We start from the raw sequence: 24,558 nt of genomic DNA, 5'->3' as shown, positions 1-24,558 counted from the left end.
GCGGATGCCCGACCCTTAGTAAGTGGTATCAGTTGGCTGCGTTCAGAATTCACTCCAGACAGCAAGTTTCAGGCCCGTATTGTCTTGGGCCTGATTGCGCTCAAGTCCCAGCACCCATGTGGTTTTTTTGCCCTTGGGCCGGATCATGATAGAGGGGCGCGCCCTCCAAAATATCGGTCTATTTGGGGTGTAGGCCGTTTCGACTTGTATCATTGGGTTAAAAAGTCGATCTGCAGAAAGTCCTGCCGTAATGTCCAGTTTGCGGTACACCGCGTCATGGGTGCGGTATTCGATGGCAGAATCCACGGCCACCCAGCCATTTCCCCAGCCAGATTGAAAACTTTTGCCGTACGAGAGCGTCACTTTGTATAGAGCCCAGGCGTCTCGCAGCCTGTGATGTGCGCCAGCCCCGATTTCAGCTGCAAAACGTCCCCAGTTTCCTAGGTCCGAAATAGGGACCCGGGCGAACAGAAGTGCATGACCGTGATAGTCACGGTGTTCCTCAATATCCAACCCGATGGTCAAATTGGGCCTAACTCCGAACTCCAAATAAAACGCGTTTTTGTAGTCATACGTCCCGTAAGGATCTTTGAATGCAGTCACAGAGGTCGCAGAGAAGGCCTTGTCCTTTTCACGAAGCCATGCACCCGAACAAGCCGGGGTTGAGGTGAGCAGTAGCGAAAAAACAAGAAATACGACCCGGATCATGCGCGCAGCATCAGCCAGCATGGTTAACCAATGATTAGTTTTTTGGTTCCTTTTTTAGGAAACCGTTAAAGAGCCTTCATTGGGAAAGGAAACGCGAGACCTTTCAAAATCCTGTGTTAGGCTTACGACAGACAAGGGAGAATCCAGATGCCGAAGATTTCCAAGAGCGCGAGCGTCCAGACAGTCATCACCACGTTCGAAATGACTCCGGGAACCTGCCACGACCTGTTGGAAGCGCTGACTGATGCTTATGCCGAGTTCATTTCGAGGCAACCAGGGTTTGTCTCGGCTGGGCTTCATGTGAACGACGCCCAGACCCGGATCGCGAACTACTCGCAATGGGAGCGTCGCGAAGATTTCTTGGCGATGCTGCGAACGCCAGAGATGCGCGACCGAAACCGAAAGATAAATGAATTGTGCAAAAGCTTTGAGCCGGTAATGTACGACGTGGCCGAAACATTTGGAAGTTCCTGACTTGGATCAAAGCTTTAACATCCGGTGCCGCCCATAGTGGTGCAAAGAAAACGGAGGTACGCGCCATGTATCACAACATACTTGTTCCCATTTCTTTCGATGCCGAACGGGATATTTCCGGGCCGTTGAAGCTGGCAGAAATTCTGGCGACGCCCGATGCGCAGGTAACACTTATGCATGTGGTCGAGCACATCCCGAGCTATGCGATTTCCTATATGCCGCCCGAATACCTGACCGAAGCGCGCAAAGCGCTTCAAACAGAGTTGGACAACTTGGCAGCCAAACTGCCAAACGCCACTGGGGTATTGGTCGAAGGCCATTCAGGTCGTACCATTCTGGACTGGGCAGAAACACACAAGCCGGATTTGATCATCATGGCATCGCACCGACCGGGGATGCAGGATCTTCTGTTGGGGTCAACAACAAACCATGTGGTTCGTCACGCGGCTTGTGCAGTTCACGTGGTGAGATGATTTAATAAAAGTTTTGGGATAAAACGACTGAATGTCATCTAGGAAGCCTTTGCTTAAATCTCTCTTTTTTGACCCAAGCGCCGCAGAGCGCCATAAACGGGCTGACATTGCGCGCAAACGCGCTTTGTCACCAGTGCGGATTACGTTGATGGTTCTTATGCTGCCGGTAACAACGGCTGTTATCGCCATGGGTGTGTTTATTCGAACTTCCGAATTCGACCGAGAGGATGCCGTGCTGCATCTGATTGCGCTGGCTGGTTGCGAGGCGATTACCGCCCTTGCCCCTGGGCCGTTTTATGCCGGAGAGCCCGGCTATCATCTGCGCAATGATTCCGATGGCGACGGTGTGGCCTGTGGTGCGGTTGCTTCGCCTGTTTCAACAAATTCATCACTGCAGCAGCCGGAAACCTTACCGTCCCGCACGGTGGGAAGCGCCAAATTCGTCCGCCCCTGAACACTGCGCCTGCGCGATTCATCAATGCTGTGCTACACTGCGCAAGACGTGCCGTTTTGGCCGTCATTGGGGGTTTTCGCCCAAACAGGGAGGAAAGACATGTTTGCACGTATTACTCAATTCAAAATGAAGCCCGGCATGCGCGACGCAGCCGAAGCAAAGATGAATGAACTTAAAGATCAGATTATGGGCATGGAAGGCATGCATAGCTTTACCAATGTCATGAACGAAGACGGAAGTGGTTTCGTTGTTGCGGTGGTGCAGAGCGAGGAAACCTCGAACGCCAACGCGCCCAAAGTGGCCGAGCTTTGGGGCAATTTTGCCGAGTTCCTCGAAGGGCCGCCGTCTCCTGCCGGGTTCGACGTGGTTGTCCATTGGGATAAAGCCCTTTAAACGCTTGCATAAATCCGGGTGATCGCCGAGGTTCGGGCGATGACCCGTGATGAATTCAACACATTTTGCGCCAGCCTCAAGGCCACCACTCATGTGGTGCAATGGGGCAATGCCGATGTGTGGAAGGTCGGCGGCAAGGTCTTTGCGATCTGTGGCTGGAATGACGGGAAAGACGCGTTCACCTTTAAGGCTACGGATCTGGCCTTTGAGGTGCTTAGCGATGAACCCGGCATTCGCCCAGCGCCTTATCTGGCGTCGCGGGGGATGAAATGGCTGCAGGTCTACGAAGAACGCGGGATGAGCGATGCTTCACTGCGCGAACATATTGTGACGTCTTATGATCAGGTGGTGGCTAAACTGACCAAAAAGCTGCGGGCCGAGCTGGGGGTTTAACCCTTCATCGCGTTCAGAAGGTCCAGCAGTCGTTTGCGGTCGTCATCATCGGCGTAGTCGCCGGTCGCAAGTCGCTGGGCGATGTTCAGGCGCAGGCGTTCGTGCTGGGTGCGCACCTCTTCGCCTGCGGTTTCGGCCAGCGTCTTCATGATCACCGCCACCGCCTGCTGCCGCTTGGTGGTGGGGTTAGCGATGTAGTCGACAAGGCTCTGCTGCCCGGAATCGAGGATGTTTTCGGCCAGATCGCGCAACTGCTCGCCATTGGGCAGCAGCGGGGCAGGGGCGTCCTCGGGCGGCAGGATTTCCGGCACGCTGCGCGGGGTCTCGGCCAGTGCATTCGCGCCATCGACAAAGGCTTCGGTGATCATCCGGGTGATCTTGATCGCGCGCGGGTCCTTGAACAGGGCCGAGGCGATGGCCACGCCGTAATCGGTATAGACCCACGGATTGACCCGCCGCCCACCGCGGCCCTTAGGTTTTGAGATCACATTCTGTGATTGCAAATCGGCAACCTCGGCATCGGTCAGCTGAAAGCGGTAGCCCTCGAACAGGTCCTTGTTGCGCGACACGGCCTGATTGAAGGCGCTGACGGATTTTCCATAGAACTGCGCCAAGTCCTCGGCCAGCACTACGCGGATGCCGCGCACCCGGTGAATGGCGCTTTGGACCTCATGCGTGTTGGGTAGGGAACTGGAGTTCGTCATGGCAACCGTTTGGAATCACAATTTGTGATTTCAAACGTGGCGGAGGGTGGAGCAGGGTGCAAGTTTCTAGCGAGCGGAAATTTCCAAATAGTTTTAAGTTTGGGTCTATAGATGCTAACTCCAAGCAGAATTTAGGGGAGGAAAACTCTTCTATTGCGCGAGTTCAGAAAAGTGATATCTGCAAATAATCTCATTCAGAGATATTCAAAAACCATAATTGGATCAATAAATGCAACTACTTACATTCGAGCAGGCACTCAAGGACAGCGCAGAATACAAAAAACGCCACCTGATGCTTGGAAATGGATTTAGCATCGCCTGCAAGCCAAAAATATTTACATACGGCTCCCTGTTCCAGAATGCAGACTTTTCAAAGAATCCAAACTTGCCGAATGTTTTTAAGGCGTTGGGTACCACTGATTTCGAAGTAGCAATCAAAGCGCTGGAGAATGCAGCTTCCATAGCCAAAGTCTACTATCCCAGTAGTGCAAGCCCTGGAAAGGCTATGCAGCAAGATGCTGACGACCTAAAGAAAATTCTAATCAACACAGTCACGAAAAACCATCCAGATGGGCCATTTGACTTGGACGAAGATGAGTTTTTTCATTGCCGACAATTCCTCAGTAATTTTGTCGGACCAGAAAAGGGAGGCCACATTTACACCTTGAACTACGACCTGTTGCTCTATTGGACGCTGATGCACACTGAATTCTTAGATGGATCCAAAGTGGATCTCAAATCAGTTGACGGTTTTGGGGACGACGATCCACGTCAAAAGCAGGACTATGTTACTTGGCAAGGTGAAGGGAGTAGGATGCACTCCAACATCTTCTATCTTCACGGCGCATTGCATTTGTTTGATGCAGGCAAAGAGCTTCAAAAGTTCACGTGGGTAAGAAAGGATGAAAGGCTAAAAGACCAGTCATGGAATGCGATGCGTTCTGGTAGACTTCCACTGTTCGTCGCAGAGGGCGATACCGGCCAGAAAGCGTCAAAAATTCAACATCATGCATATCTATTCCAATGCCTAAAAAGCTTCAGAGCTTGTGTCGATGTGATCAAGACATGTCTATTCATTCACGGTCATTCGCTTGCGGACAATGATAATCATATTTTGCGAGAGATTGCTCGGGGTAGGTGCCAAAAAATCTATGTCAGTCTCCATGGAGACCCTACTAACGATGCCAACCAAGAAATCGCGAAGAAAGCAAATGCATTGGCAGCCAACAGAAGTGACGGATATCCCCTAAAAGTCAAATTTTATGACGCGGCAAGCGCCGCAGTTTGGGGTTAGCACAATAACAAACTGCAACCTACGGATGGCGACTGCCGAAACACCAAAGAGGTGGTCGCCTACCTTTTCCGTCTCTTCACATTCCCACCCCGCTGGCCCGGCCTGCCAGCCGTTGACCGTCCGCGTGATTTCACTGCGTCTTCCGAGGCTTTCTCGACCGCCCATTGGCGCGCCATGGGGTCGTCAGCGACGGCCAGATCGACCGCCTCCAAACGTTTGATCTCATCCCGGATATTGGCGGCCTCTTCAAATTCAAGGTTCTCGGCAGCTTTGCGCATCTGGTCGCGCAACCCGTCCAGATGGGCCTCGAGGTTGGCGCCGTGCATCGGTTTATCGATGGTGGCGGTGACGCGGTTCATGTCGACGTCGCCTTCGTAGAGACCGGCCAGAACGTCCTCGACATTCTTTTTCACCGTCTCAGGGGTGATGCCGTGTTCCTCGTTATAGGCAAGCTGTTTAGCGCGGCGGCGATTGGTTTCGTTCAGGGCGCGTTCCATGCTGCCGGTGATCTTGTCGGCATACATGATCACCCGGCCATCGGCGTTCCGCGCGGCGCGGCCTATCGTCTGGATCAGTGAGGTTTCCGAGCGCAGAAAGCCTTCTTTATCCGCGTCCAGAATGGCGACCAGACCGCATTCGGGGATATCGAGCCCCTCGCGCAGCAGGTTGATGCCGACCAGCACGTCGAACGCCCCCAACCGTAGGTCGCGCAGGATTTCGATCCGTTCCAGCGTGTCGATGTCCGAGTGCATGTAGCGCACTTTGATGCCCTGCTCGTGCAGGTATTCGGTCAGATCCTCGGCCATGCGTTTGGTTAGCGTGGTGACCAGCGTGCGGTAGCCATCGGCGGCCACTTTGCGCACCTCGTCCAGAAGGTCGTCGACCTGCATGGAAACGGGGCGAATTTCGACCTCGGGGTCCAGCAGGCCGGTGGGGCGGATCACCTGTTCGGTGAAAACGCCGCCGGTCTGTTCGATCTCCCATTTCGCAGGGGTGGCCGAGACGAAAACAGATTGCGGGCGCATGGCGTCCCATTCTTCGAACTTCAGCGGGCGGTTGTCCATGCAGGACGGCAGGCGGAACCCGTGTTCGGCCAGCGTGAACTTGCGCCGATAGTCGCCCCGGTACATGCCGCCGATCTGCGGCACGCTGACGTGGGATTCGTCGGCAAAAACAATCGCGTTGTCGGGGATAAATTCGAACAGGGTCGGGGGCGGCTCACCCGGCGCGCGACCGGTCAGATAGCGCGAGTAGTTCTCGATCCCGTTGCAGACACCGGTGGCTTCGAGCATTTCCAGATCGAAGTTGGTGCGTTGCTCCAGACGTTGCGCTTCCAGCAGTTTGCCCTCGCCCACCAACTGGTCCAGCCGGATGCGGAGTTCCTTTTTGATCCCGATGATCGCCTGCTGCATCGTCGGTTTGGGCGTCACGTAGTGGGAGTTCGCGTAAACCCGGATCTGCTCCATCGTGTCGGTTTTCTCACCCGTCAGCGGGTCGAACTCAGTGATCTGTTCCAGTTCTTCGCCGAAGAAGGACAGCTTCCAGGCGCGGTCCTCAAGGTGGGCAGGCCAGATTTCCAAGCTGTCACCGCGGACCCGAAAGGACCCACGCTGAAACGCTTGATCATTTCGGCGATATTGCTGTGCAACCAGATCGGCCATCACTTGCCGCTGATCGTAGTCCTTGCCGACTTTAAGGTCCTGCGTCATCGCCCCGTAAGTCTCAACCGAGCCGATACCATAGATGCAGGAGACCGACGCCACGATGATCACGTCATCCCGCTCCAGCAGCGCCCGTGTGGCCGAGTGGCGCATGCGATCGATCTGTTCGTTGATCTGCGATTCTTTCTCGATATAGGTGTCGCTGCGCGGCACGTAGGCCTCGGGCTGGTAGTAGTCGTAGTAGGACACGAAATACTCGACCGAGTTTTCAGGGAAGAAGCCTTTGAATTCTCCGTATAGTTGCGCCGCCAGCGTCTTGTTCGGGGCTAAAATGATGGCAGGGCGCTGGGTTTCCTCGATCACCTTGGCCATGGTGAAGGTCTTACCCGTGCCGGTCGCGCCCAGCAGCACCTGATCTCGCTCGCCGTCCCGTACACCTCCGGCCAGTTCCGTGATCGCTGTCGGCTGGTCACCGGCCGGGTTGAATTCGGTGTGCATCACGAATTCCTTGCCGCCTTCCAGCTTTAATCGGGCGCGCACGTCGTCGGCAGTCAGTTGCGTCTTGTCGGAATGAGCATATGCCATCAGGGGGATTCCTTTCGCGCCTGATTTTGGTCTGTTTTTGTTCTTGTTCAAGGGGGCATTTCCAAACCCTTAAATTGCGACAATTGCGGGCTTGTCCGAGCCGCGCGTCTGACGCATAAAAGTGCCAAGCCAAGTGAGTACGGAGAGGCGACATGCGCGCACGGATTTACAAGCCTTCGCGAAACGCGATGACCTCGGGGATGGCCAAGACTCGCAAGTGGGTTTTGGAATACGCCCCTGCGTCGACCCGTGAGGTTGATCCGTTGATGGGTTGGACCTCATCGAATGATACGCAGACTCAAGTGCGCCTGAAATTCGACACCAAGGAAGAGGCGCTGGATTACGCCAAGGACAACGGGATTGATGCGCAGGTTAGTGAGCCGCATAAGCGCAAGCCCAACCTGCGCGCCCGTGGTTACGGTGAGAATTTCGCCACCGACCGGCGCGGTCCTTGGACTCACTGAATTGATCGAAATCCGCGAGGCTGATCCAGGCGCCGACGACCTGCGCCCTATTATTCAGGCGCATCTGGAACATAGTTGGGAAGCGACGCCTCAGACATCGAACCACACGTTGGATGTTGATGCGCTGCGAGAACCTGAAATACGGTTTTGGGCGATGTATGATGATGGGCAGGCCGTCGGATGTGGTGCGCTCAAGGTTCTGCCGGATGGGTCCGCAGAAGTGAAATCAGTGCACGTTCTTTCGCAAGCCCGAGGACGCGGTCTGGCGCGCAAGATGATGATGCATCTTGAGGATATTGCACGGACCGAATGCTTCAAGGCGCTGGTATTGGAAACAGGCGCGGCTCATCTGCAGGAATATGACGCAGCGCGTAAACTATATGAGGCTTTGGGATATTCCTACTGCGGGCCGATCTTTGGATACAAATCCGATCCAAATTCAGCCTTCATGCGCTTGGGTCTTGAACCCCGCACATAAAAGCCGCAAGAAGGGTTCAGCGGTCCCTTAGCTCAACTGGATAGAGCAGCTGACTTCTAATCAGCAGGTTGAGGGTTCGAGTCCTTCAGGGATCGCCAGATTACTCGGAACAAAAGAAAATCGGGTATACTCGCTGTCATCGATAGACAGGAGACTCGCATGCTTTACCCAATTGCAACGCTGGAAGCTGACAAACTGGAAGCTGTACGGGCGCTTGAAAAGGAAATCGGTAGCCCGGTTGTGGCGCTTGCCGCTGTGGAAGCGGATTCTGCAAATTTACCGAAGGGAGACCTGAAAAAGTTGCAGGCATTGGAAGATGAACTGGACGTTGTTTTAGTCGCTGTACGACCAAGTTGAATTAACGCGACCCAGGCGGGTTGCGGTCCCATAGTTGGTTACTTGAAAAAAATCTTGCAACCGGTTGCAAAGAGACTCATGGTGTCCCCCAAGTAAAGAATCGGGAGACTCGCATGCTCAGAATTGGTTTGCTTGGCGCCGGGCGCATTGGACGCGTACACGCGCACGCCATTGCCGCGCATCCGCAAAGCCAACTCTGTGCGGTGTCTGACGCGATTTCCGATGCTGCTGAAAGCCTTGCCGCCGAACAAGGTGCAACAGCGCGAGAATCCATGGATATCATCGCGGACCCATCGATAGATGCCGTCCTGATTGCCACGCCTACAGACACGCATTCTGACCTGATCGAAGCCGCGACTCGGGCGGGTAAGGCGGTTTTATGTGAAAAACCCGTTGACCTAAGTTTGGAACGGGCGCTGGCCTGTCAATCGGTGGTGGCAGAAACCGGTCAGCCGGTGATGTTGGGGTTCAACCGGCGTTTTGACCCCAGTTTCTCGGCGCTAAAAGCCGCTGCGGATCAGGGTGAGATTGGTACTGCCGAAATGTTGTCGATCACGTCATTTGACCCAGCCCCACCACCGGTTGATTACATCAAGGTCTCGGGTGGATTGTTTCGGGATATGATGATCCATGACTTTGACATGGCAAACTATCTGATGGGCCAGCTGCCGGTTCAGATTTCGGCTGTTGGTACGTCGATCGTCGACCCCGAGATTGGGCGTGCCGGAGACGTAGATACCGCTGTTGCCACAATGACTTATGCAAATGGTCAGATTGCGGTTATCAGGAATTCGCGTCGGGCTGTTTACGGATACGACCAGCGGATCGAGATGTTGGGTTCGGGTGGGCTGTTGCAGGCGCATAACATACTTGAAAACGCCGTGGTCAAGTCGACGGCCGATGGCGTGACTGGGGCGAAACCGACCTACTTTTTTCTTGAACGATATATGCCTGCCTACCGTGCGGAATGGGATGCGTTTGTACAGGCTGTGCAGTCTGGTTCTGCAATGCCGGTGACACTTGGGGATGGGGTCGCAGCACTTGCGATGGCCGAGGCCGCAACGCGGTCTGCGCGGTCCGGTCTACCGGTCGCGATGGCTGACGTTTTGAAACCGGTTGCAAAATGACCGGATATCCGGAAACTGGGGGAAGCTCCGCCAGATTCCCGGAGCGGAGGAGATTCGGCCCGTCCGAATGACTGGGGCTGGTGCCCTGGCAAAAAAGACAAACTGTTCTTATGGGAGGAAACCAAATGAATAAGTTCGTAAAAGGCGCATTGGCAGCCAGTGCACTGGCGCTGGTCGCCGCAACCGGTGCGTCGGCAGAGGGTGAAAAATACATTCTGGTCAGCCACGCCCCTGACAGCGACAGCTGGTGGAACACAATCAAGAATGGCATCGCCCTGGCGGGCGAACAGATGGGTGTCGAGGTTGAATACCGCAACCCGCCCACGGGCGACTTGGCCGACATGGCTCGGATCATCGATCAGGCGGCAGCGTCCGGTCCCAATGGCATCATTACTACACTGGCAGATCCTGACATTCTGGAAGGTCCGATCAAGGCCGCTGTGGATTCCGGCATTGACGTGATTATCATGAACACCGGTACACCTGAAAAGGCGCGCGAGGTTGGTGCCTTGATGTATGTCGGTCAGCCTGAATATGACGCCGGCTTGGCTGCCGGTCAGCGTGCCAAGGCGGATGGGATTGGGTCCTTTCTGTGCGTGAACCACTATATTGTTCAACCCTCAAGCCAAGAACGCTGCCAGGGTTTTGCAGACGGTCTGGGTGTTGAACTGGGCGAGCAGATGATCGACGCAGGGCAGGACCCTGCAGAGATCAAAAACCGGGTTCTGGCCTACCTGTCGGCCAATCCTGACACCGATGCTGTTCTGACGCTTGGTCCGACATCTGCTGACCCGACCATTCTGGCGCTGCAGGAAAATGGCATGGCCGGTGACATCTATTTCGGAACGTTCGATCTGGGCGGTGAAATTGTCAAAGGCATCAAAGACGGCACCATTCAGTGGGGTATCGATCAGCAGCCCTTCCTGCAGGCCTATCTGCCGGTCGTGGTGATGGCGAACTATCACCGTTATGGCGTCCTGCCGGGCAACAACATCAATTCTGGCCCCGGCTTCGTGACAGCTGACGGTCTGGCGAAGATCGAAGAATTCGCAGGCGAATACCGCTGATTATTGCAACGCAGCGGGCGCAAGAGGAGTGCGCCCGCTGACGGTTCCAAGTTTTGGAAAGCCCGCGCTAGGGAGGACCACTATGTCTGAGACAGTTCAATCCACGGCAGGCGGTGACGAACGGATCAAAGAGATCTCGCCACTGCGTCGCGCCCTGATCCGCCCCGAATTGGGTGGTATGGTCGGAACGGTTGCCGTGTTTACTTTTTTCCTGTTGTTCGCCTTTGACAGCGGCATGTTCAACAGCCAGGGCATCATGAACTGGTCCATTGTCTCGGCGCAGTTCATGATCATCGCTGTAGGGGCCTGCCTGCTGATGATCGCGGGTGAATTTGACTTGTCCGTCGGATCGATGATCGGATTTGCGGGCATGATGATCGCAATCTTCTCGGTCACGCTAAGCTGGCCGGTCTGGATGGCGATCCTGGTGACGTTTGCCTTGTGTGTCTCAATCGGCGCGCTGAATGGCTTTATCGTTATTCGAACAGGCCTGCCTAGTTTTATCGTCACACTGGCTTTTCTGTTCATTTTGCGCGGCTTTACCATCTATCTGCCTCAGACAATCGAGCGCAAGACAATCATCGGCGGCATCAAGGACGTGGCCGAGGGTGACTGGCTGGCGTCGATCTTTGGCGGCAAGGTGTTTCAAGGTCTCTTTGTCTGGCTAGGCGACAAGGGTTTGATCGAAACGTTCGAGCGTGGCACGCGTGAGGGGCAGCCAGTGGTGGATGGGATACCCATGCTGCTGATCTGGGCGGTCGGGCTTATCATCTTTGGCCATGTTCTGCTGACAAAAACCAAGTTCGGAAACTGGATCTTTGCTTCGGGCGGTGATGCAGAAGCTGCCCGGAATTCGGGTGTGCCGGTGAACCGGGTCAAGGTTTTGATGTTCATGTTCACGGCTTTCTGCGCCACAGTGTTTGCCACATGTCAGGTGATGGAGTTCGGCTCGGCCGGTGCTGATCGCGGGTTGCTGAAGGAGTTCGAGGCGATCATCGCCGTTGTGATCGGAGGCGCGCTGTTGACCGGCGGATATGGTTCCGTTCTCGGCGCGGCGTTGGGTGCGTTGATTTTCGGTGTCGTGCAGCAGGGTCTGTTCTTCGCGGGGGTCGAAAGCTCGCTCTTCCGGGTGTTCCTGGGTGTCATCCTGCTTGGTGCGGTGATCCTGAACACATACATCCGTCGCATCATCACAGGAGAACGCTGAGATGACCGAAGACACCAAATTCCATCACGGCGATGCGCATGCAAAAAAACCGATCATTCGCATGGTCGATATTCAGAAGCACTTCGGTTCGGTTATCGCACTGGCTGGCGTCAGCTTTGACCTGTGCCCCGGCGAATGTCACTGTTTGCTGGGCGACAACGGAGCAGGCAAGTCGACGTTCATCAAGACCATGTCAGGCGTGCACAAGCCAACCGCTGGCGAGATCTTCTTTGAAGACAAGCCGATGCATTTCGAAGACCCGCGTGACGCGATTTCAGCCGGGATCGCGACGGTACACCAGCATCTGGCGATGATCCCGCTGATGAGCGTTAGCCGGAACTTCTTTATGGGTAATGAACCGACGCGCAAGGTGGCGGGGATCAATTTCTTCGACAAGAAGCTTGCCGACGAAATCACCATGGAAGAGATGCGCAAGATGGGCATCAACCTGCGTGGCCCGGATCAGGCCGTTGGCACCTTGTCGGGCGGTGAGCGTCAGACAGTGGCCATCGCTCGCGCGGTTCATTTTGGCGCAAAGATTTTGATCCTGGACGAACCGACCTCGGCCCTTGGTGTGCGTCAGACTTCTAACGTCTTGGCGACCATCGACAAGGTGCGCAGTCAGGGTGTGGGTGTTGTTTTCATCAGCCACAACGTGCGCCATGCACTGGCGGTGGGCGACCGCTTTACGGTGCTGAACCGTGGCAAGACACTGGGCACTGCACGTCGTGGAGAAATCACGCCGGAAGAGTTGCAGGACCTGATGGCAGGCGGTCAGGAATTGGCCGAGTTGGAAGGATCGCTGGGCGGGACGGTTTAGAATCGTTTCCCCATTTGGGCTGCGGCCCGACATCAAATAAAATTGCAGGCTTGGCCAAACTGGCCGTGTGTTGAAAGGGATCACAATGGGCAAAACAGTCCGACTGACCGCAGCGCAAGCTTTGGTGCGCTATCTGGGTGCGCAGATGAATGAGGCCGGAGAGCCCTTCATCGCTGGTGTCTGGGCCATTTTCGGTCATGGAAACGTGGCGGGGCTGGGTGAGGCGTTGCACGCTGTCAAAGACAGCTTGCCCACCTACCGTGGCCACAACGAACAGACTATGGCACATTCCGCGATTGCTTATGCCAAGCAAATGCGCCGCACACGCGCAATGGCTGTGACATCTTCAATCGGGCCGGGGGGCACGAACATGGTCACAGCGGCGGCGCTTGCGCATGTGAACCGCTTGCCGGTTCTGATTATCCCCGGAGATGTCTTCGCGTCCCGTGGTCCGGACCCCGTGCTTCAGCAAATCGAAAGCTTCGGAGACGGAACAGTAAGCGCAAATGACTGCTTCCGCCCCGTAAGCCGGTACTATGATCGTATCTCGCGCCCCGAGCATCTGCTAACCGCGTTGCCGCGCGCATTCCGCACCATGACCGATCCGGCAGATTGCGGCCCGGCGACGCTGGCATTTTGTCAGGACGTGCAGGCCGAGGCTTACGATTATCCGGAAAGCTTCTTTGAGCCGCGCGTATGGTATCAGCGCCGTATCCGCCCGGATGAAGGCGAGTTGGCGCGTGCAGTGGCAGCGATCAAAGCAGCTAAACGCCCGGTTATCGTCGCCGGGGGCGGGGTGCATTATTCAGGCGCAACCGACGCGTTACAGAGCTTTATCGAAACGCACAACATCCCCGTTACCGAGACTCAGGCTGGCAAGTCGTCACTGGCCTGGGATCATCCGCTGAACCTTGGGCCGGTTGGTGTGACCGGGGGCGAACCAGCCAATGCCACTTGTGCCGAAGCCGATCTGGTGTTGGCGGTGGGCACGCGATTGCAGGATTTCACCACCGGTTCGTGGGGGCTATTCTCGAACCCCGAACGCGAAATGCTGTGTTTAAACACCGCCGCCTATGATGCCGAGAAACATGGGGCTATACCGCTGCTATCCGACGCACGTGCTGGGTTAGAGGAGCTGGGCACTGCGCTGCAGGGCTACCGGGCAGATCCAGTGGCCGACACGCTTAAGGCCGAGTGGTTTGGCAAAGTTGATAAGCTGACAGACGCGCCCGGTGATGGCAATGCCCTGCCCACCGATATGCAGGTGGTCGGCGCGGTGCAACGCGCCTCGCACGACGGTACTGTTGTTATGTGCGCTGCGGGCACGATGCCGGGTGAGCTGCACAAGCTTTGGAAGGCGCCACGGCCCGGGGCCTATCACATGGAATACGGGTTCAGCTGTATGGGCTACGAGATCGCGGGTGCAATGGGCATCAAGATGGCCCAACCCGATCGCGACGTTATCTGCTTTACCGGCGACGGCACCTATATGATGGCGAATTCGGAAATGGCGACGGCGGCGATGATGGGCGTGTCCTTTACAGTCGTGATCACGGACAACCGCGGGTTTGGCTGCATCAACCGACTGCAGATGGGCACAGGTGGAGCTGAGTTTAACAACCTGCTGGATCATGCAGCGCACGATACCCCTTCGGCTATCGATTTTGCCGCCCATGCCGCGGCGATGGGTGCAACCTCGGTCAAGGTCAACTCGATTGCTGAACTTGAAGAAGCGCTAACCAAACGGTCCGAAATCAAAGGTCCGTACGTGGTTGTCATTGATACCGACCCGTACCCTTCGACCGAATATGGCGGCACATGGTGGGAAGTGGCGATACCCGAGGTCAGCATCCGCCCCGAAGTAAATGAAAAACGTGCGGCCTATGAAGTCGCCATCAAAGAAAGAAATACGAAATGAGCGTGAAAATCGGGATCTCTCCGATCGCGTGGCAGAATGATGATCTGCCGGATTTGACGGCTGGCTTTACAATGGAACAAGCGCTGAAAGAAGCGCGCGAGATCGGCTATATCGGTGTCGAACGCGGCCAACGGATGCCCAGCGATACCGAAGGGCTGCGGGCCTATCTCGAAAGCAACGACATCGCGCTGTGCGGTGGATGGTGTTCGGGCGCGTCACTCGTCAATGATTTCGCCACTGAACGGGAAGCCGTGCGGGAGCAAGTTGAACAATTCGTGGCATTAAACAGCCCTTGCATCGTGTATGCAGAATGCTCCAACACCATCCAGACCCATGCCGCCACGCCAGTTAATCACCGTCCGAAACTGTCGCGCGACGAGGTGCAGGACTATGCCACCAAAATCACTGAGCTGGCGAAATGGATGGCCGATCTGGGCATGCCGATGGCCTACCATCACCACATGGGTACGATCATCGAAAGCGAAGATGACGTGAACTGGTTGATGGAGAGCTCGGGCCCCGAAGTGAAGCTTTGTTTTGATACCGGCCACCTGCTGTTCGGTGGAGGCGACGTTTTGGCGACCCTGAACCGCTGGGGAGACCGGGTGCATCACGTGCATTTCAAGGATATCCGGCCAGCGGTTGTACAGAATACTCGCGAAAAAGATCTTAGCTTTCTGGATGCAGTGATCGCCGGTGCTTTCACCGTTCCCAGCGATGGCTCCATTGATTTTCAATCTGTCGCCAACGCTTTGAAAGCGATGGATTATGACGGCTGGATCGTCGTTGAGGCAGAGCAGGACCCAGCCAAGGCACCACCCTATGAGTATTCGAAGATGGGTTACGAGCACATTCTCGACGTGTGCAATGCGGCGGGGTTGAAGATCGCGGCCTAGCGCCTCTTGGGCTCAGCTGGCGCGATGACAAAGGAGACTGCGATGGAACGCCAGGAACTTGGATATGTCGGCTACTTTGGTCCGGACTCTTGTGACCTGGATGATTTCAAGGTTTTGACCTCCCAAAATCTTTTGGCTTCTGCGGTGCCTCATGCGGCAAGTATAGAACGTAACATCCCGCTCTATGACATGAGTAAGTTGCGTTCCAATCTGGCCGATCCAGAACAACGGCAAGCACTGCTGAAAGAATGGGGCTGGGTTCTGGGAAACTCCGCAGGCATCATCGTGTTGAAGGGCGCGTTTGCCGACACTTCGGTGATCGATCGCGCCACCGACATCTTCAACCAAATTATTGAGGAAGAGCGCCAGACCGGCGCCGGCGACGGAGATCACTTCGCGCCTTCTGGCGCTAATGACCGCATCTGGAATGCATTACAAAAGCTGTGCTTGCACGACCCGGAAGGGTTCGCGCTTTACTTCGGAAACACCATTGTCGCGGCCGCCAGCGAGGCATGGTTGGGTCCGAACTACCAGATCACCGCGCAGGTCAATCAGGTGCGTCCGGGTGGCAAGGCCCAGAAAGCGCATCGGGATTATCATCTAGGCTTTATGACCGCCGAAAGTGCCGCCCGGTTTCCCGCGCAGGCGCATCTAGTCTCGGCGGCGTTGACGTTGCAGGGTGGGATTGCTCATTGCGACATGCCGGTTGAAAGCGGTCCAACCAAACTGCTGCCGTTCTCCCAGCTTTATCCGCCGGGGTATCTGGCGTTTCACGATCCTGATTTTCAGGCGTATTTTGATGAGGCGTGTGTGCAGTTGCCGCTGACCAAAGGCGATGCATTGTTCTTCAATCCGGCGCTCTTTCATGCCGCAGGTGAAAACAGAAGCACTGACATCAATAGGATGGCGAACCTTTTGCAGGTCTCATCACCTTTTGGACGCTCAATCGAGAGTGTCGACAGACGCGCGATGTCTCAGGCCGTATTCCCGTCGCTCAAAGCGCTGAAACAGCGCGGAGAACTGACCGACGCGGAATTGGATGCCGCCATTGCAGCAACAGCCGAGGGTTACGCCTTTCCGACCAATCTGGACACCGATTTGCCGGTAGGTGGGCTGGCTCCGGAAAGTCAGGCGGACATCCTGCGTCGAGCGGTGGCCGAGGCCTGGTCCGAGGCGCAATTGTCCGAAGTTTTGGCGGCGCTGCAAAAGCGGCAGGTGGCCTGACGAAACGGACCTTTTGGAGAGCAGCAAAATGGCAGATCTGTTGAAAAAACCCTTTGGGGCGCACGGCAAGGTACATGATATCACCCCGGCCAGTGCCGGATGGCGCTATGTCGGGTTTGGTCTCTACCACCTTCGGGAGGGGGATAAGGCCGCCGAAGCAACTGGCGACCGCGAGGTCATTCTCGTCATGGTGGAAGGCAAGGCCCGCTTCCATGGCGCGGGGCAGGATTGGGGTGTTTTGGGCGACCGGATGAACGTGTTCGAAAAGACGCCACCGCATTGCCTTTACCTCCCGAATGGGACCGAATGGGAAGCTACTGCTGAGACTGACTGTGTCATTGCCGTCTGTACCGCGCCGGGCAAAGGCGGGCATAAGGCGCGGCGTATTGGGCCCGACGGCATCACCCTGACGGAACGCGGCAAGGGCGCAAACACGCGCCACATCAACAACATCGCGATGGAGGCAGAAGACTATGCCGACAGCCTTTTGGTCACTGAAGTGTTCACGCCAAACGGTCATTGGTCTTCTTACCCAAGCCATCGTCATGACGAGGATGATTACCCTCGCATTACCTATTTGGAAGAGACCTATTATCACCGTCTGAATCCGGCCAACGGGTTTGGCATTCAGCGGGTCTATACCGATGACGGTCAATTGGATGAGACGATGGCGGTGTCCGATGGCGATGTTGTGACCGTTCCTCGCGGTCATCACCCTTGCGGTGCACCTTATGGGTTTGAGATGTATTACCTGAACGTTATGGCCGGCCCATTGCGGAAATGGCGTTTTGTTCCGGCCCCTGAGGTCGAGTGGATCATGGAGCGCGACGGATGACCCAAGAGTTTGCCACCTATCCCAGTTTGAACGGCAAAACCGTGTTCATCACTGGCGGGGCAGGGGGCATCGGCGCAGAAACCGTACGGGCGTTCGCTGCCCAAGGTGCCAGGGTCGGCTTTCTGGACATCAACACCGACGCCGGGTTTGATTTGCTGGCTGAGCTAGACGGTGAACATGCTTTTGCCCAATGCGACTTGCGCGACGTCGAAGCATTGCGAGTGGCCTTGGAGCAACTGGCTGAGGAGCTGGGCGCCGCCCATATTCTGGTCAACAATGCCGCCCATGACGACAGACACGATTGGCGCGAGTTGACGCCGGAGTACTGGGACGAGAGAATGGCGACCAACATTCGCCACATGTTTTTCGCCATTCAATCCGTAGCTCCCGCAATGATCGAACGTGGCGGAGGATCTATCGTTAATCTCGGCTCAAATTCCTGGTGGGAAGCGGTCGCTGGTTTCCCGGCCTATGCCACCGCCAAATCCGCCGTTCATGGCCTGACACGCTCAATGGCGCGCGAGCTGGGCGATCACCGCATCCGCGTCAATACGGTTGTACCGGGTTGGGTCATGACGGAGAGGCAAAAAGACCTTTGGGTTACGCCTGAAGCATTGGCCAAACAGGTCGAACGCCAATGCCTGCCCGATCCTATTGATCCGGTCTACGTAGCGCGGATGGTAGTCTTTCTCGCCTCGGACGATGCCGCAATGTGCAGCGCAGGGAACTTCATGGTCGAGGGTGGGTCGATTTAGGGCAAAGCTTCACCTTTGCGGCGGTGCACCAAAAGCGCGGATCATAACACGCGCGGCAGCTTCGACAGGGTCGTGAGTTTCTTTCAGGATGGTAACTCGGTCGAACCTTTCTGGGTCCCGATTCACCGCTTCGCGCAGCGCCGCGCCAAAGGCCATACGCAGTTCGGTCCCTATGTTGAATTTGCAGATCGAGGTTTCTCGCGCCAGTTTTGATCGTTGCGCGACCGGAACGCCCGATCCGCCATGGATGACCAAAGGGACGTCTGTCACGGCGTCGATCTGGTGGATGCGTTCTTCGTCCAAACCGCCCTCTTTGTTCTGCTGAAGGTGCACGTTACCGACAGAGATGGCCATCGCATCAACGCCACTTTCCTTTGCGAACTGCGCAGCTTCGCTGGGGTCGGTTCCGTTGGAACCTTCACCGCCGGAATAACCGACAAATCCGATCTCACCTTCACAGGATATCCCAGCAGCATGGGCCATATCGGCGATTGCAGCGGTTTCGTCGATATTCTGCTGCAACGGCTTGCGCGACCCATCGAACATGAGTGAGGTAAAGCCACTGTCCAGCGCGATCTTGCACTCTTCGAATGTATAGCCATGGTCCAGATGGGCGACCACAGGAACCGAGGCGTTTTCGGCCAGATGGCGAAACATTTTGCCCAAAATGGGCAGCGGTGTGTGTTCGCGGCAGCTGGGTCCGGCTTGCAGGATCACTGGGGCGTTTTCTGCTTCGGCGGCTGCCACGTAGGCGCGCATGTCCTCCCAACCGAGCGTCACAAGCCCGCCGACAGCGTAACCCTGTTGATACGCAGGCTGCAGAACGTCCTTGAGTGTAACAAGGGTCATTTGAACTTCGCGATCATGTCTTTGATGCCCGGAATGGTCTCGATCTGATAGGCGTGGGTCGGTTGGAAATACTGAACCAGAGAACGTTGGCTCAGGCCGCCGAGAATGGTGAAATAGTACATCTCGTAGCCCGGCAACACGCAGCAGGGGTGGTAGCCTGTGTCGATGCAGATCGTTGAGCCATCGACGATGTGATAGGCATCTCCTGGCTCATTGTCTTCGCGCTGCAACATCTGAAGGCCCGAGCCCCAATTGGGTTTGAACCGGAAGTTATAGGTCTCGTCGTGCCGTGTTTCATCCGGTAGGCGGTTGGTGTCGTGTTTGTGGCTCGGAAAGCCGGACCAGCCGCCCTGGCCGACAGTGAACAGTTCACTGACAAGCAGGCGTCCGACCTTGTCATGCTGTTTTTGACCCAGGATGTGTTTGATCTTGCGATGGGTCTTGGTGTCATCGCTGCCGTATTGCACAAGATCATGCTGCCGAACATCAAAGGGCTCTAGCACCTTGTCAAATTTGGCTCCGGCAACGAATACCTCTGCCTCATCCGACACGCAAACCATTTGCGCCCTCGCACCGACCGGGACATAAGCACCTTCGGGTTCACCATCCCAAACGTCTTCGCCACGGTTGCCCAGCTTGGCAAATTGGACGCCTTCCACGTCAACATCCACACTTCCTGTGGCAGGGACAATACAGGTCTCATAGCCGGGGACCTGATATTCGAACGCCTCGCCTTTCTTCAGCTTGACGATGTTGAAATAGTTGAGGGGCACCGTTGGGTCATCTGCATCAACGATGGGTATGTTCTGATTGTCGTAGGGCGCGATATGCATGGGATACTCCTATGTGGTCGGGCCGGGATGATCGGAAAGGAACGCGTCCAGCTGCGACGTCGTCGGCATGGCAGGAGCGCAGCCGGGCAGTGACACCACGATCGAGGCGCAAGCCGAGCCGCGCATGACCGCATTTTCTAACGAATGCCCCGCAGCGATGGATGCCAGTAGGCCCGCCATGAAACTGTCGCCCGCTCCGTTCGGTTTAACGGCTGTGACAGGGTAGATGCCGGTGTGGATTTCCTGCCCGTCCACCAACGTGACTGCACCCTTTTCGCCCATCTTGTAGATGACTATGCGGCCCGGTTTCTGGGCCAGTTCCTTGGCCTTGTCGAACCCCTTCTCCAATCCTCCAGCCATGAAGCCGAATTCTTCATCATTGCCGACGATCAGGTCACTGGCGTCACCTGCGCGCGACAGCACATCAGCGGCAACTTCGGGCGAGGGCCAGCTGTAGGGGCGATAGTCGATGTCGAAGATGATCGGCAGACCAGCCGCGCGGGCATTGTCGAAGGCTCGGAATGTGGCGCTGCGTGAAGGTTCGGCGGCAAAGACGGTTCCAGCCGAAATCACAGCAGAGAAAGCCGAGAAATCGATTCTGTCCATATCTTCTTCTGTGACCTGAAAATCGACTGCGCCATTGCGATAGATGACGTTCTGGAAGTTCTCGATCCGGCTTTCGTAGACGGCCAGCGACATACGGTATTCGCCGCCCAGAACGCGGATATAGGACGTATCCACGCCGTAGTGGTGTAGCTTGTTCACGCAGAACCGCCCCACCGCATCATCCGAGACTGAGGTGATCAGCGAGGCCTGACTGCCCAGCTTGACCAGACCGGCGCAGATATTTGCGGATGACCCGCCCAGATCGGCGTGGAACGTGTCGGCATCCTCGCTTTTGACACCGACCGGGTCGGCATACAGGTCCATGCCGGCACGCCCTAGTACGGCAAAGCGGTTTCCTTTGATACCGTCTATCAAAGCGCTCACGTCATGTCCTCCGGCAAAGTGGGGTCGGCAAAGTTTGGACCTTGCGCTGAATCGATTCACACGATACTGATTTTGCAACCGGTTGCAAATAATATGTTCGGAGCCGTGATAGATGCCTGAAATCGGAATTGGAATCGTTGGTGGCGGCTATATGGGTAAGGCCCATTCGGTCGCGATGTCAGCCGTAGGCGCGGTGTTCAACACGGCGTTGCGCCCACGATTGGAGATGATTTGTGCATCAAGTCCTGAAAGTGCTGAGCGGTATCGAACAGCCTATGGATTCAAGCGCGCAACCGGGGACTGGCGGGCGCTGGTCAATGACCCGGCTGTTGATGCTGTGGTCATTGCTTCGCCACAGGAAACCCACCGGCAGATTGCCGAAGCGGCGTTTGCACTGGGTAAACCGGTGTTGTGTGAAAAACCCTTGGGCGCGTCGATGGCAGATGGCGAAGCGATGGTTGCCGCGGCGCAGGCGTCAGGTGTCACGAACATGGTCGGGTTCAACTATGTCCGCACACCCGCCACTCAATTCGCGCGAAAACTGATTGCCGATGGTGAACTGGGTGATGTCACCTGGTTCAGGGGCGAGCATACCGAGGACTTTTATGCCGACCCCGATGCTCCGGCCACGTGGCGCACCACGGGTATGGCCAACGGCACCATTGGCGATCTTGCGCCGCATATGGTTAACGGTGCGCTGGCATTGATGGGACCGATTGCCGAGGTGATGGCCGAGGTTGAAACCGTCCACGAAACCCGCCCCGGCGGTAAGGTCACCAATGACGACCATGCCCAGATCATGTGCCGGTTCGAAAACGGTGCGATGGGTAACATCTATGTCAGCCGCATCTCAACCGGTCGCAAGATGGGCTACGCCTATGAGATTTCGGGCACCAAAGGCGCGCTTCGGTTCGATCAGGAAGACCAGAATGCCCTGTGGTTCTATCGCCGAGAAGGCCCTGAGGCGCATCGTGGCTTCACCAAGATTTTGACCGGCCCGGCACATCCGGATTACGAACCGTTCTGCCAGGGGCCGGGACACGGCACCGGTTATCAGGACCAGATCATCATCGAAGCCAAAGACTTCCTTGAATCCATACACACTGGCCAACCGATCTGGCCCACGTTCCACGACGGGCACGAGGTCAACCGGGTTTTAGCCGCAGCACTGGCGTCGTCCGAAAAGCGGACATGGCAAGACATTCGCGACTTCTGATCGCGCAACCGTAAAACCTGAAGAGAGACAAGTACCATGGCAAAGCTGAGATGGGGCATGATTGGTGGCGGTGAGGGTAGCCAGATTGGTCCGGCACACCGTCTGGGAGCATTGGCGGACGGAATGTTCGAATTCACCGCCGGCGCGTTGGATCACCGCCCGGAAGTGGGTCGGGACTATGCGCAACGGCTGGGTGTTGCCGCCGACCGCGCCTATGGCGATTGGCAAGAGATGCTGGCAGGTGAAAAAGACCGCGATGACCGAATTGATCTGGTGACGATTGCAACCCCGAACTCAACGCATTTTGAGATCGCCAAAGCCTTTCTTGAGGCCGGGTTCAACGTGCTCTGTGAAAAGCCGATGACCATGACGGTGGAAGAGGGTGAAGAGATCGTTCGAATTGCGGAAGCCTCGGGCAAAATCTGCGCCGTGAACTACTGTTATTCCGCCTATCCGATGGTTCGGCAGGCACGTGCGATGGTGCGGGCAGGGGAAATTGGCAAGGTTCGTCTGGTCGTGACCAGTTTCAGCCACGGTCACCACGGTGATGCCACGGACGCCGACAACCCGCGCGTTCGTTGGCGATATGATCCTGCAATGGCGGGGGTTTCGGGCCAGTTCGCCGATTGCGGTATCCATGCGCTGCACATGGCCAGTTTCATTTGTGATGATGAGGTAAAAACGTTGTCCGCTGACATGGCCTCGACCATCCCCAGCCGTGAGTTGGAGGATGACGCCATGGTCAATTTCCGAATGGAAGGAGGAACCGTGGGCCGACTGTGGACTTCGTCCGTAGCGATCGGTCGGCAGCACGGCTTCGACATTCAGGTTTTTGGTGAAACCGGCGGACTTCGTTGGGCCTCTGAACAACCCAATCAGTTGATCTATACGCCCGTTGGTGGGCGCACTCAGATCATCGAAAAAGGTGAGAGCGGCCTACACGATGAGGTGCAACGCCTGTCTCGAGTGGCCATCGCACACCCCGAGGGTTTCCCGCTGGCGGTCGCCAATATCTATTGTGATTTGGCGGATGCGATACAGGGCGAGGTTCGTGACGGTCTACCAGGCGCATCAGACGGGGTTCGCTCCATTGCTGCCGTACATGCGGCGGTTGCGTCAGGTAAAGAAGACGGTGCTTGGAAAGACGCAAGACCACCGATGTTCCGGTAATCAGGGGCGGGGGCGTAGCGTTCCCCGTTCGATCACTCGGCAGGGAAAGATCCGAGCCTCTGGGTATCTCTGAGGCTCTTTTAGCATTTCGACAACAAGATCAACGGATGACGAGATGATCTGTTTGATCGGCTGGTGGATGGTAGTCAGGTCGATGCTTTCCCACCGCGACATCTCCATGTCGTTTAAACCAATTATGCCGATATCCTTGCCTGGCTTTAGCCCGTGGTCTCGTAGGGCGGACAGCGCCCCGATTGACAGGATGTCGTCGCCGCAGAAATAGCCTTGGGCTGGAGCGCCCGACAGCAGTCGCAACATCTCGGTCCGACCGGCTTCAAACGAATAGTTTTCAGCAAACGAGTGCGAAACTTCCAGGTCAGAATGCCTTTCGACCTCTTCCATAAAACCACGATACCGGTCCATGGCCGAAGTCGCGTTCTGGGGGCCGCCCATATATGCAACGCGCTTATACCCGCGCGCTAGCAATTCGCGCGCCGCCATACGCCCGCATTCGATGTTGTCAATCCCCACCACGTGGACCTCTGGCGAAGTTGCCGAGCGTCCGAACGTGTGCACAACTGGCACACCAGCATCGTGGAACGCCTTAGCAAAGCTGGGCGGCAGTGTGGATGAGGCTACGATCACGGCGTCCACAGAATATTGCCGTAGCATTCGAACCGAATTGGCAGGTTCAGTCTCGTCAGTCAGATTTACAATCAGTGGCCGCAGCCCGCGTTCTTGCAAGGCGCGGGTGAACTGGTCGAAAACCTCAAGGAAAATTGGGTTGTGAAAGTTGTTTGAAATCAAACCAATAAGCTTCGTTCGCCCTGTGGTTAGCGAGGATGCCAGCGCATTGGGACTGTAGCCCAGCTCTTTGGCAGCCTTTTCAACTTTGCTGCGTGTCTTGGCCGAGACCGATGCGCCCTCGGTAAAAGTGCGCGAGACGGCCGATCGCGAAACACCGGCCAACGCGGCGACATCCTTCAGGGTGACACTCATGGCTGGTGTCCACTGATTGAGGTGAGGCTGATAAGTGACTTCATCGGGGAAATACTATGCACCATTGATCAAGACTTGCAATCGGTTGCAAGGCTGTGATGCAAATGGATGCGGTTTTTGCGACTATTCGTAGACTTGGGTAGATTGAATTTGGGTGAAGATTTGCAGGAAGTTAAGCGTCCGAAGTCCACGACGCATTGGGATACTCCAGTTT

At 56.1% G+C, this 24,558-nt stretch carries 27 protein-coding genes and 1 tRNA gene; 21 read left to right on the top strand and 7 right to left on the bottom strand.

All coding sequences use genetic code 11. From position 1 onward, the window contains the following. Nucleotides 1-42 precede the first annotated feature (42 nt). Entirely contained in the window at nucleotides 43-729 is a 687-nt protein-coding gene (locus ACR0L3_RS14420) for a hypothetical protein (RefSeq protein WP_480746451.1), read from the bottom strand. A gap of 126 nt (nucleotides 730-855) precedes the next feature. On the opposite strand from ACR0L3_RS14420, the gene ACR0L3_RS14415 reads away from it, so the two are divergent. The 5 genes from ACR0L3_RS14415 to ACR0L3_RS14395 all read left to right on the top strand — a co-directional run bounded on the left by ACR0L3_RS14415 (nucleotide 856) and on the right by ACR0L3_RS14395 (nucleotide 2,895). Beyond that, complete coding sequence (locus tag ACR0L3_RS14415) at nucleotides 856-1,182, top strand: antibiotic biosynthesis monooxygenase family protein (protein ID WP_480746450.1); 327 nt, start codon at nucleotides 856-858, stop codon at nucleotides 1,180-1,182. A 65-nt stretch (nucleotides 1,183-1,247) separates the two neighbouring features. After that, entirely contained in the window at nucleotides 1,248-1,655 is a 408-nt protein-coding gene (locus ACR0L3_RS14410; protein ID WP_480746449.1) for a universal stress protein, read from the top strand. Between the two features lie 31 nt (nucleotides 1,656-1,686). Beyond that, nucleotides 1,687-2,109, top strand: coding sequence for an excalibur calcium-binding domain-containing protein (locus tag ACR0L3_RS14405; RefSeq protein WP_480746448.1), 423 nt, complete (start codon nucleotides 1,687-1,689; stop codon nucleotides 2,107-2,109). 99 nt (nucleotides 2,110-2,208) lie between these two features. After that, nucleotides 2,209-2,502 (top strand): hypothetical protein, encoded by a 294-nt coding sequence (locus tag ACR0L3_RS14400; protein WP_480746447.1) that lies wholly within the window; start codon nucleotides 2,209-2,211, stop codon nucleotides 2,500-2,502. A 39-nt stretch (nucleotides 2,503-2,541) separates the two neighbouring features. Further along, a complete protein-coding gene (locus tag ACR0L3_RS14395) occupies nucleotides 2,542-2,895 on the top strand; it encodes an MmcQ/YjbR family DNA-binding protein (RefSeq protein ID WP_480746446.1) in 354 nt (117 codons plus the stop codon). On the opposite strand, the gene ACR0L3_RS14390 is transcribed toward ACR0L3_RS14395, so the two are convergent. Next, nucleotides 2,892-3,599: an ORF6N domain-containing protein gene (locus ACR0L3_RS14390; protein ID WP_480746445.1), complete on the bottom strand. Its 708-nt coding sequence runs from the start codon at nucleotides 3,597-3,599 to the stop codon at nucleotides 2,892-2,894. The two genes, ACR0L3_RS14395 and ACR0L3_RS14390, sit on opposite strands and share 4 nt — an antisense overlap. Nucleotides 3,600-3,828: 229 nt before the next feature. Here ACR0L3_RS14390 and ACR0L3_RS14385 point away from each other — a divergent pair, with 229 nt between their 5' ends. Next, on the top strand, nucleotides 3,829-4,893 hold the full coding sequence (locus ACR0L3_RS14385; protein ID WP_480746444.1) for a DUF4917 family protein: 1,065 nt from the start codon (nucleotides 3,829-3,831) through the stop codon (nucleotides 4,891-4,893). Nucleotides 4,894-4,952: 59 nt separating this feature from the next. On the opposite strand, the gene uvrB is transcribed toward ACR0L3_RS14385, so the two are convergent. After that, nucleotides 4,953-7,139, bottom strand: coding sequence for an excinuclease ABC subunit UvrB (gene uvrB / locus ACR0L3_RS14380; RefSeq protein ID WP_480746443.1), 2,187 nt, complete (start codon nucleotides 7,137-7,139; stop codon nucleotides 4,953-4,955). A 152-nt stretch (nucleotides 7,140-7,291) separates the two neighbouring features. Here uvrB and ACR0L3_RS14375 point away from each other — a divergent pair, with 152 nt between their 5' ends. From ACR0L3_RS14375 to ACR0L3_RS14315, 13 genes are all read left to right on the top strand, one after another. Beyond that, on the top strand, nucleotides 7,292-7,603 hold the full coding sequence (locus tag ACR0L3_RS14375; protein ID WP_480746442.1) for an ETC complex I subunit: 312 nt from the start codon (nucleotides 7,292-7,294) through the stop codon (nucleotides 7,601-7,603). Nucleotide 7,604: 1 nt separating this feature from the next. Further along, on the top strand, nucleotides 7,605-8,081 hold the full coding sequence (locus ACR0L3_RS14370; RefSeq protein ID WP_480746441.1) for a GNAT family N-acetyltransferase: 477 nt from the start codon (nucleotides 7,605-7,607) through the stop codon (nucleotides 8,079-8,081). 21 nt (nucleotides 8,082-8,102) lie between these two features. Then, nucleotides 8,103-8,179, top strand: a tRNA-Arg gene (locus tag ACR0L3_RS14365). A gap of 61 nt (nucleotides 8,180-8,240) precedes the next feature. Next, complete coding sequence (locus ACR0L3_RS14360; RefSeq protein WP_480746440.1) at nucleotides 8,241-8,438, top strand: hypothetical protein; 198 nt, start codon at nucleotides 8,241-8,243, stop codon at nucleotides 8,436-8,438. 113 nt (nucleotides 8,439-8,551) lie between these two features. Then, the gene (gene iolG, locus ACR0L3_RS14355; protein ID WP_480746439.1) at nucleotides 8,552-9,565 is read left to right on the top strand and encodes an inositol 2-dehydrogenase; all 1,014 of its coding nucleotides are present in this window, start codon (nucleotides 8,552-8,554) and stop codon (nucleotides 9,563-9,565) included. Between the two features lie 125 nt (nucleotides 9,566-9,690). Next, on the top strand, nucleotides 9,691-10,632 hold the full coding sequence (locus ACR0L3_RS14350; RefSeq protein WP_480746438.1) for a sugar ABC transporter substrate-binding protein: 942 nt from the start codon (nucleotides 9,691-9,693) through the stop codon (nucleotides 10,630-10,632). An 82-nt stretch (nucleotides 10,633-10,714) separates the two neighbouring features. Continuing rightward, on the top strand, nucleotides 10,715-11,839 hold the full coding sequence (locus ACR0L3_RS14345; RefSeq protein ID WP_480746437.1) for an ABC transporter permease: 1,125 nt from the start codon (nucleotides 10,715-10,717) through the stop codon (nucleotides 11,837-11,839). Between the two features lies 1 nt (nucleotide 11,840). Beyond that, a complete protein-coding gene (locus tag ACR0L3_RS14340) occupies nucleotides 11,841-12,659 on the top strand; it encodes an ATP-binding cassette domain-containing protein (protein ID WP_480746436.1) in 819 nt (272 codons plus the stop codon). 85 nt (nucleotides 12,660-12,744) lie between these two features. After that, entirely contained in the window at nucleotides 12,745-14,577 is a 1,833-nt protein-coding gene (gene iolD / locus ACR0L3_RS14335; protein WP_480746435.1) for a 3D-(3,5/4)-trihydroxycyclohexane-1,2-dione acylhydrolase (decyclizing), read from the top strand. Beyond that, on the top strand, nucleotides 14,574-15,473 hold the full coding sequence (iolE, locus tag ACR0L3_RS14330) for a myo-inosose-2 dehydratase (RefSeq protein WP_480746434.1): 900 nt from the start codon (nucleotides 14,574-14,576) through the stop codon (nucleotides 15,471-15,473). The genes iolD and iolE overlap by 4 nt, the downstream gene beginning before the upstream one ends. Nucleotides 15,474-15,515: 42 nt before the next feature. Next, a complete protein-coding gene (locus tag ACR0L3_RS14325) occupies nucleotides 15,516-16,697 on the top strand; it encodes a phytanoyl-CoA dioxygenase family protein (protein WP_480746433.1) in 1,182 nt (393 codons plus the stop codon). A 28-nt stretch (nucleotides 16,698-16,725) separates the two neighbouring features. After that, nucleotides 16,726-17,532 (top strand): 5-deoxy-glucuronate isomerase, encoded by an 807-nt coding sequence (gene iolB, locus ACR0L3_RS14320; RefSeq protein WP_480746432.1) that lies wholly within the window; start codon nucleotides 16,726-16,728, stop codon nucleotides 17,530-17,532. Beyond that, complete coding sequence (locus tag ACR0L3_RS14315; protein WP_480746431.1) at nucleotides 17,529-18,287, top strand: SDR family NAD(P)-dependent oxidoreductase; 759 nt, start codon at nucleotides 17,529-17,531, stop codon at nucleotides 18,285-18,287. The genes iolB and ACR0L3_RS14315 overlap by 4 nt, the downstream gene beginning before the upstream one ends. A 9-nt stretch (nucleotides 18,288-18,296) precedes the next feature. On the opposite strand, the gene ACR0L3_RS14310 is transcribed toward ACR0L3_RS14315, so the two are convergent. The 3 genes from ACR0L3_RS14310 to iolC are packed head-to-tail and all read right to left on the bottom strand — an operon-like array spanning nucleotide 18,297 to nucleotide 20,959. Next, the gene (locus ACR0L3_RS14310) at nucleotides 18,297-19,136 is read right to left on the bottom strand and encodes a class II fructose-bisphosphate aldolase (protein WP_480746429.1); all 840 of its coding nucleotides are present in this window, start codon (nucleotides 19,134-19,136) and stop codon (nucleotides 18,297-18,299) included. Then, nucleotides 19,133-19,969: a 5-deoxy-glucuronate isomerase gene (locus ACR0L3_RS14305; protein ID WP_480746428.1), complete on the bottom strand. Its 837-nt coding sequence runs from the start codon at nucleotides 19,967-19,969 to the stop codon at nucleotides 19,133-19,135. The genes ACR0L3_RS14310 and ACR0L3_RS14305 overlap by 4 nt, the downstream gene beginning before the upstream one ends. A gap of 9 nt (nucleotides 19,970-19,978) precedes the next feature. Continuing rightward, nucleotides 19,979-20,959, bottom strand: coding sequence for a 5-dehydro-2-deoxygluconokinase (iolC, locus tag ACR0L3_RS14300; protein WP_480746427.1), 981 nt, complete (start codon nucleotides 20,957-20,959; stop codon nucleotides 19,979-19,981). A 112-nt stretch (nucleotides 20,960-21,071) separates the two neighbouring features. Between iolC and ACR0L3_RS14295 the strand changes: the two genes are divergently transcribed. Together ACR0L3_RS14295 and ACR0L3_RS14290 are read left to right on the top strand one after the other, a co-directional pair. Further along, nucleotides 21,072-22,175: a Gfo/Idh/MocA family protein gene (locus ACR0L3_RS14295; RefSeq protein ID WP_480746426.1), complete on the top strand. Its 1,104-nt coding sequence runs from the start codon at nucleotides 21,072-21,074 to the stop codon at nucleotides 22,173-22,175. A gap of 36 nt (nucleotides 22,176-22,211) precedes the next feature. Beyond that, nucleotides 22,212-23,345, top strand: a complete 1,134-nt coding sequence (locus tag ACR0L3_RS14290; protein ID WP_480746425.1) for a Gfo/Idh/MocA family protein — start codon at nucleotides 22,212-22,214, stop codon at nucleotides 23,343-23,345. Here ACR0L3_RS14290 and ACR0L3_RS14285 read toward each other — a convergent pair whose 3' ends face one another. Further along, complete coding sequence (locus ACR0L3_RS14285; RefSeq protein ID WP_480746424.1) at nucleotides 23,346-24,344, bottom strand: LacI family DNA-binding transcriptional regulator; 999 nt, start codon at nucleotides 24,342-24,344, stop codon at nucleotides 23,346-23,348. Between the last annotated feature and the right edge of the window lie 214 nt (nucleotides 24,345-24,558).

The sequence above is a fragment of the Ruegeria sp. CK1 genome (assembly GCF_056536545.1).
Note: the sequence above shows the minus strand (reverse complement) of the source record. Positions and strands in the feature narration are given on the sequence as shown.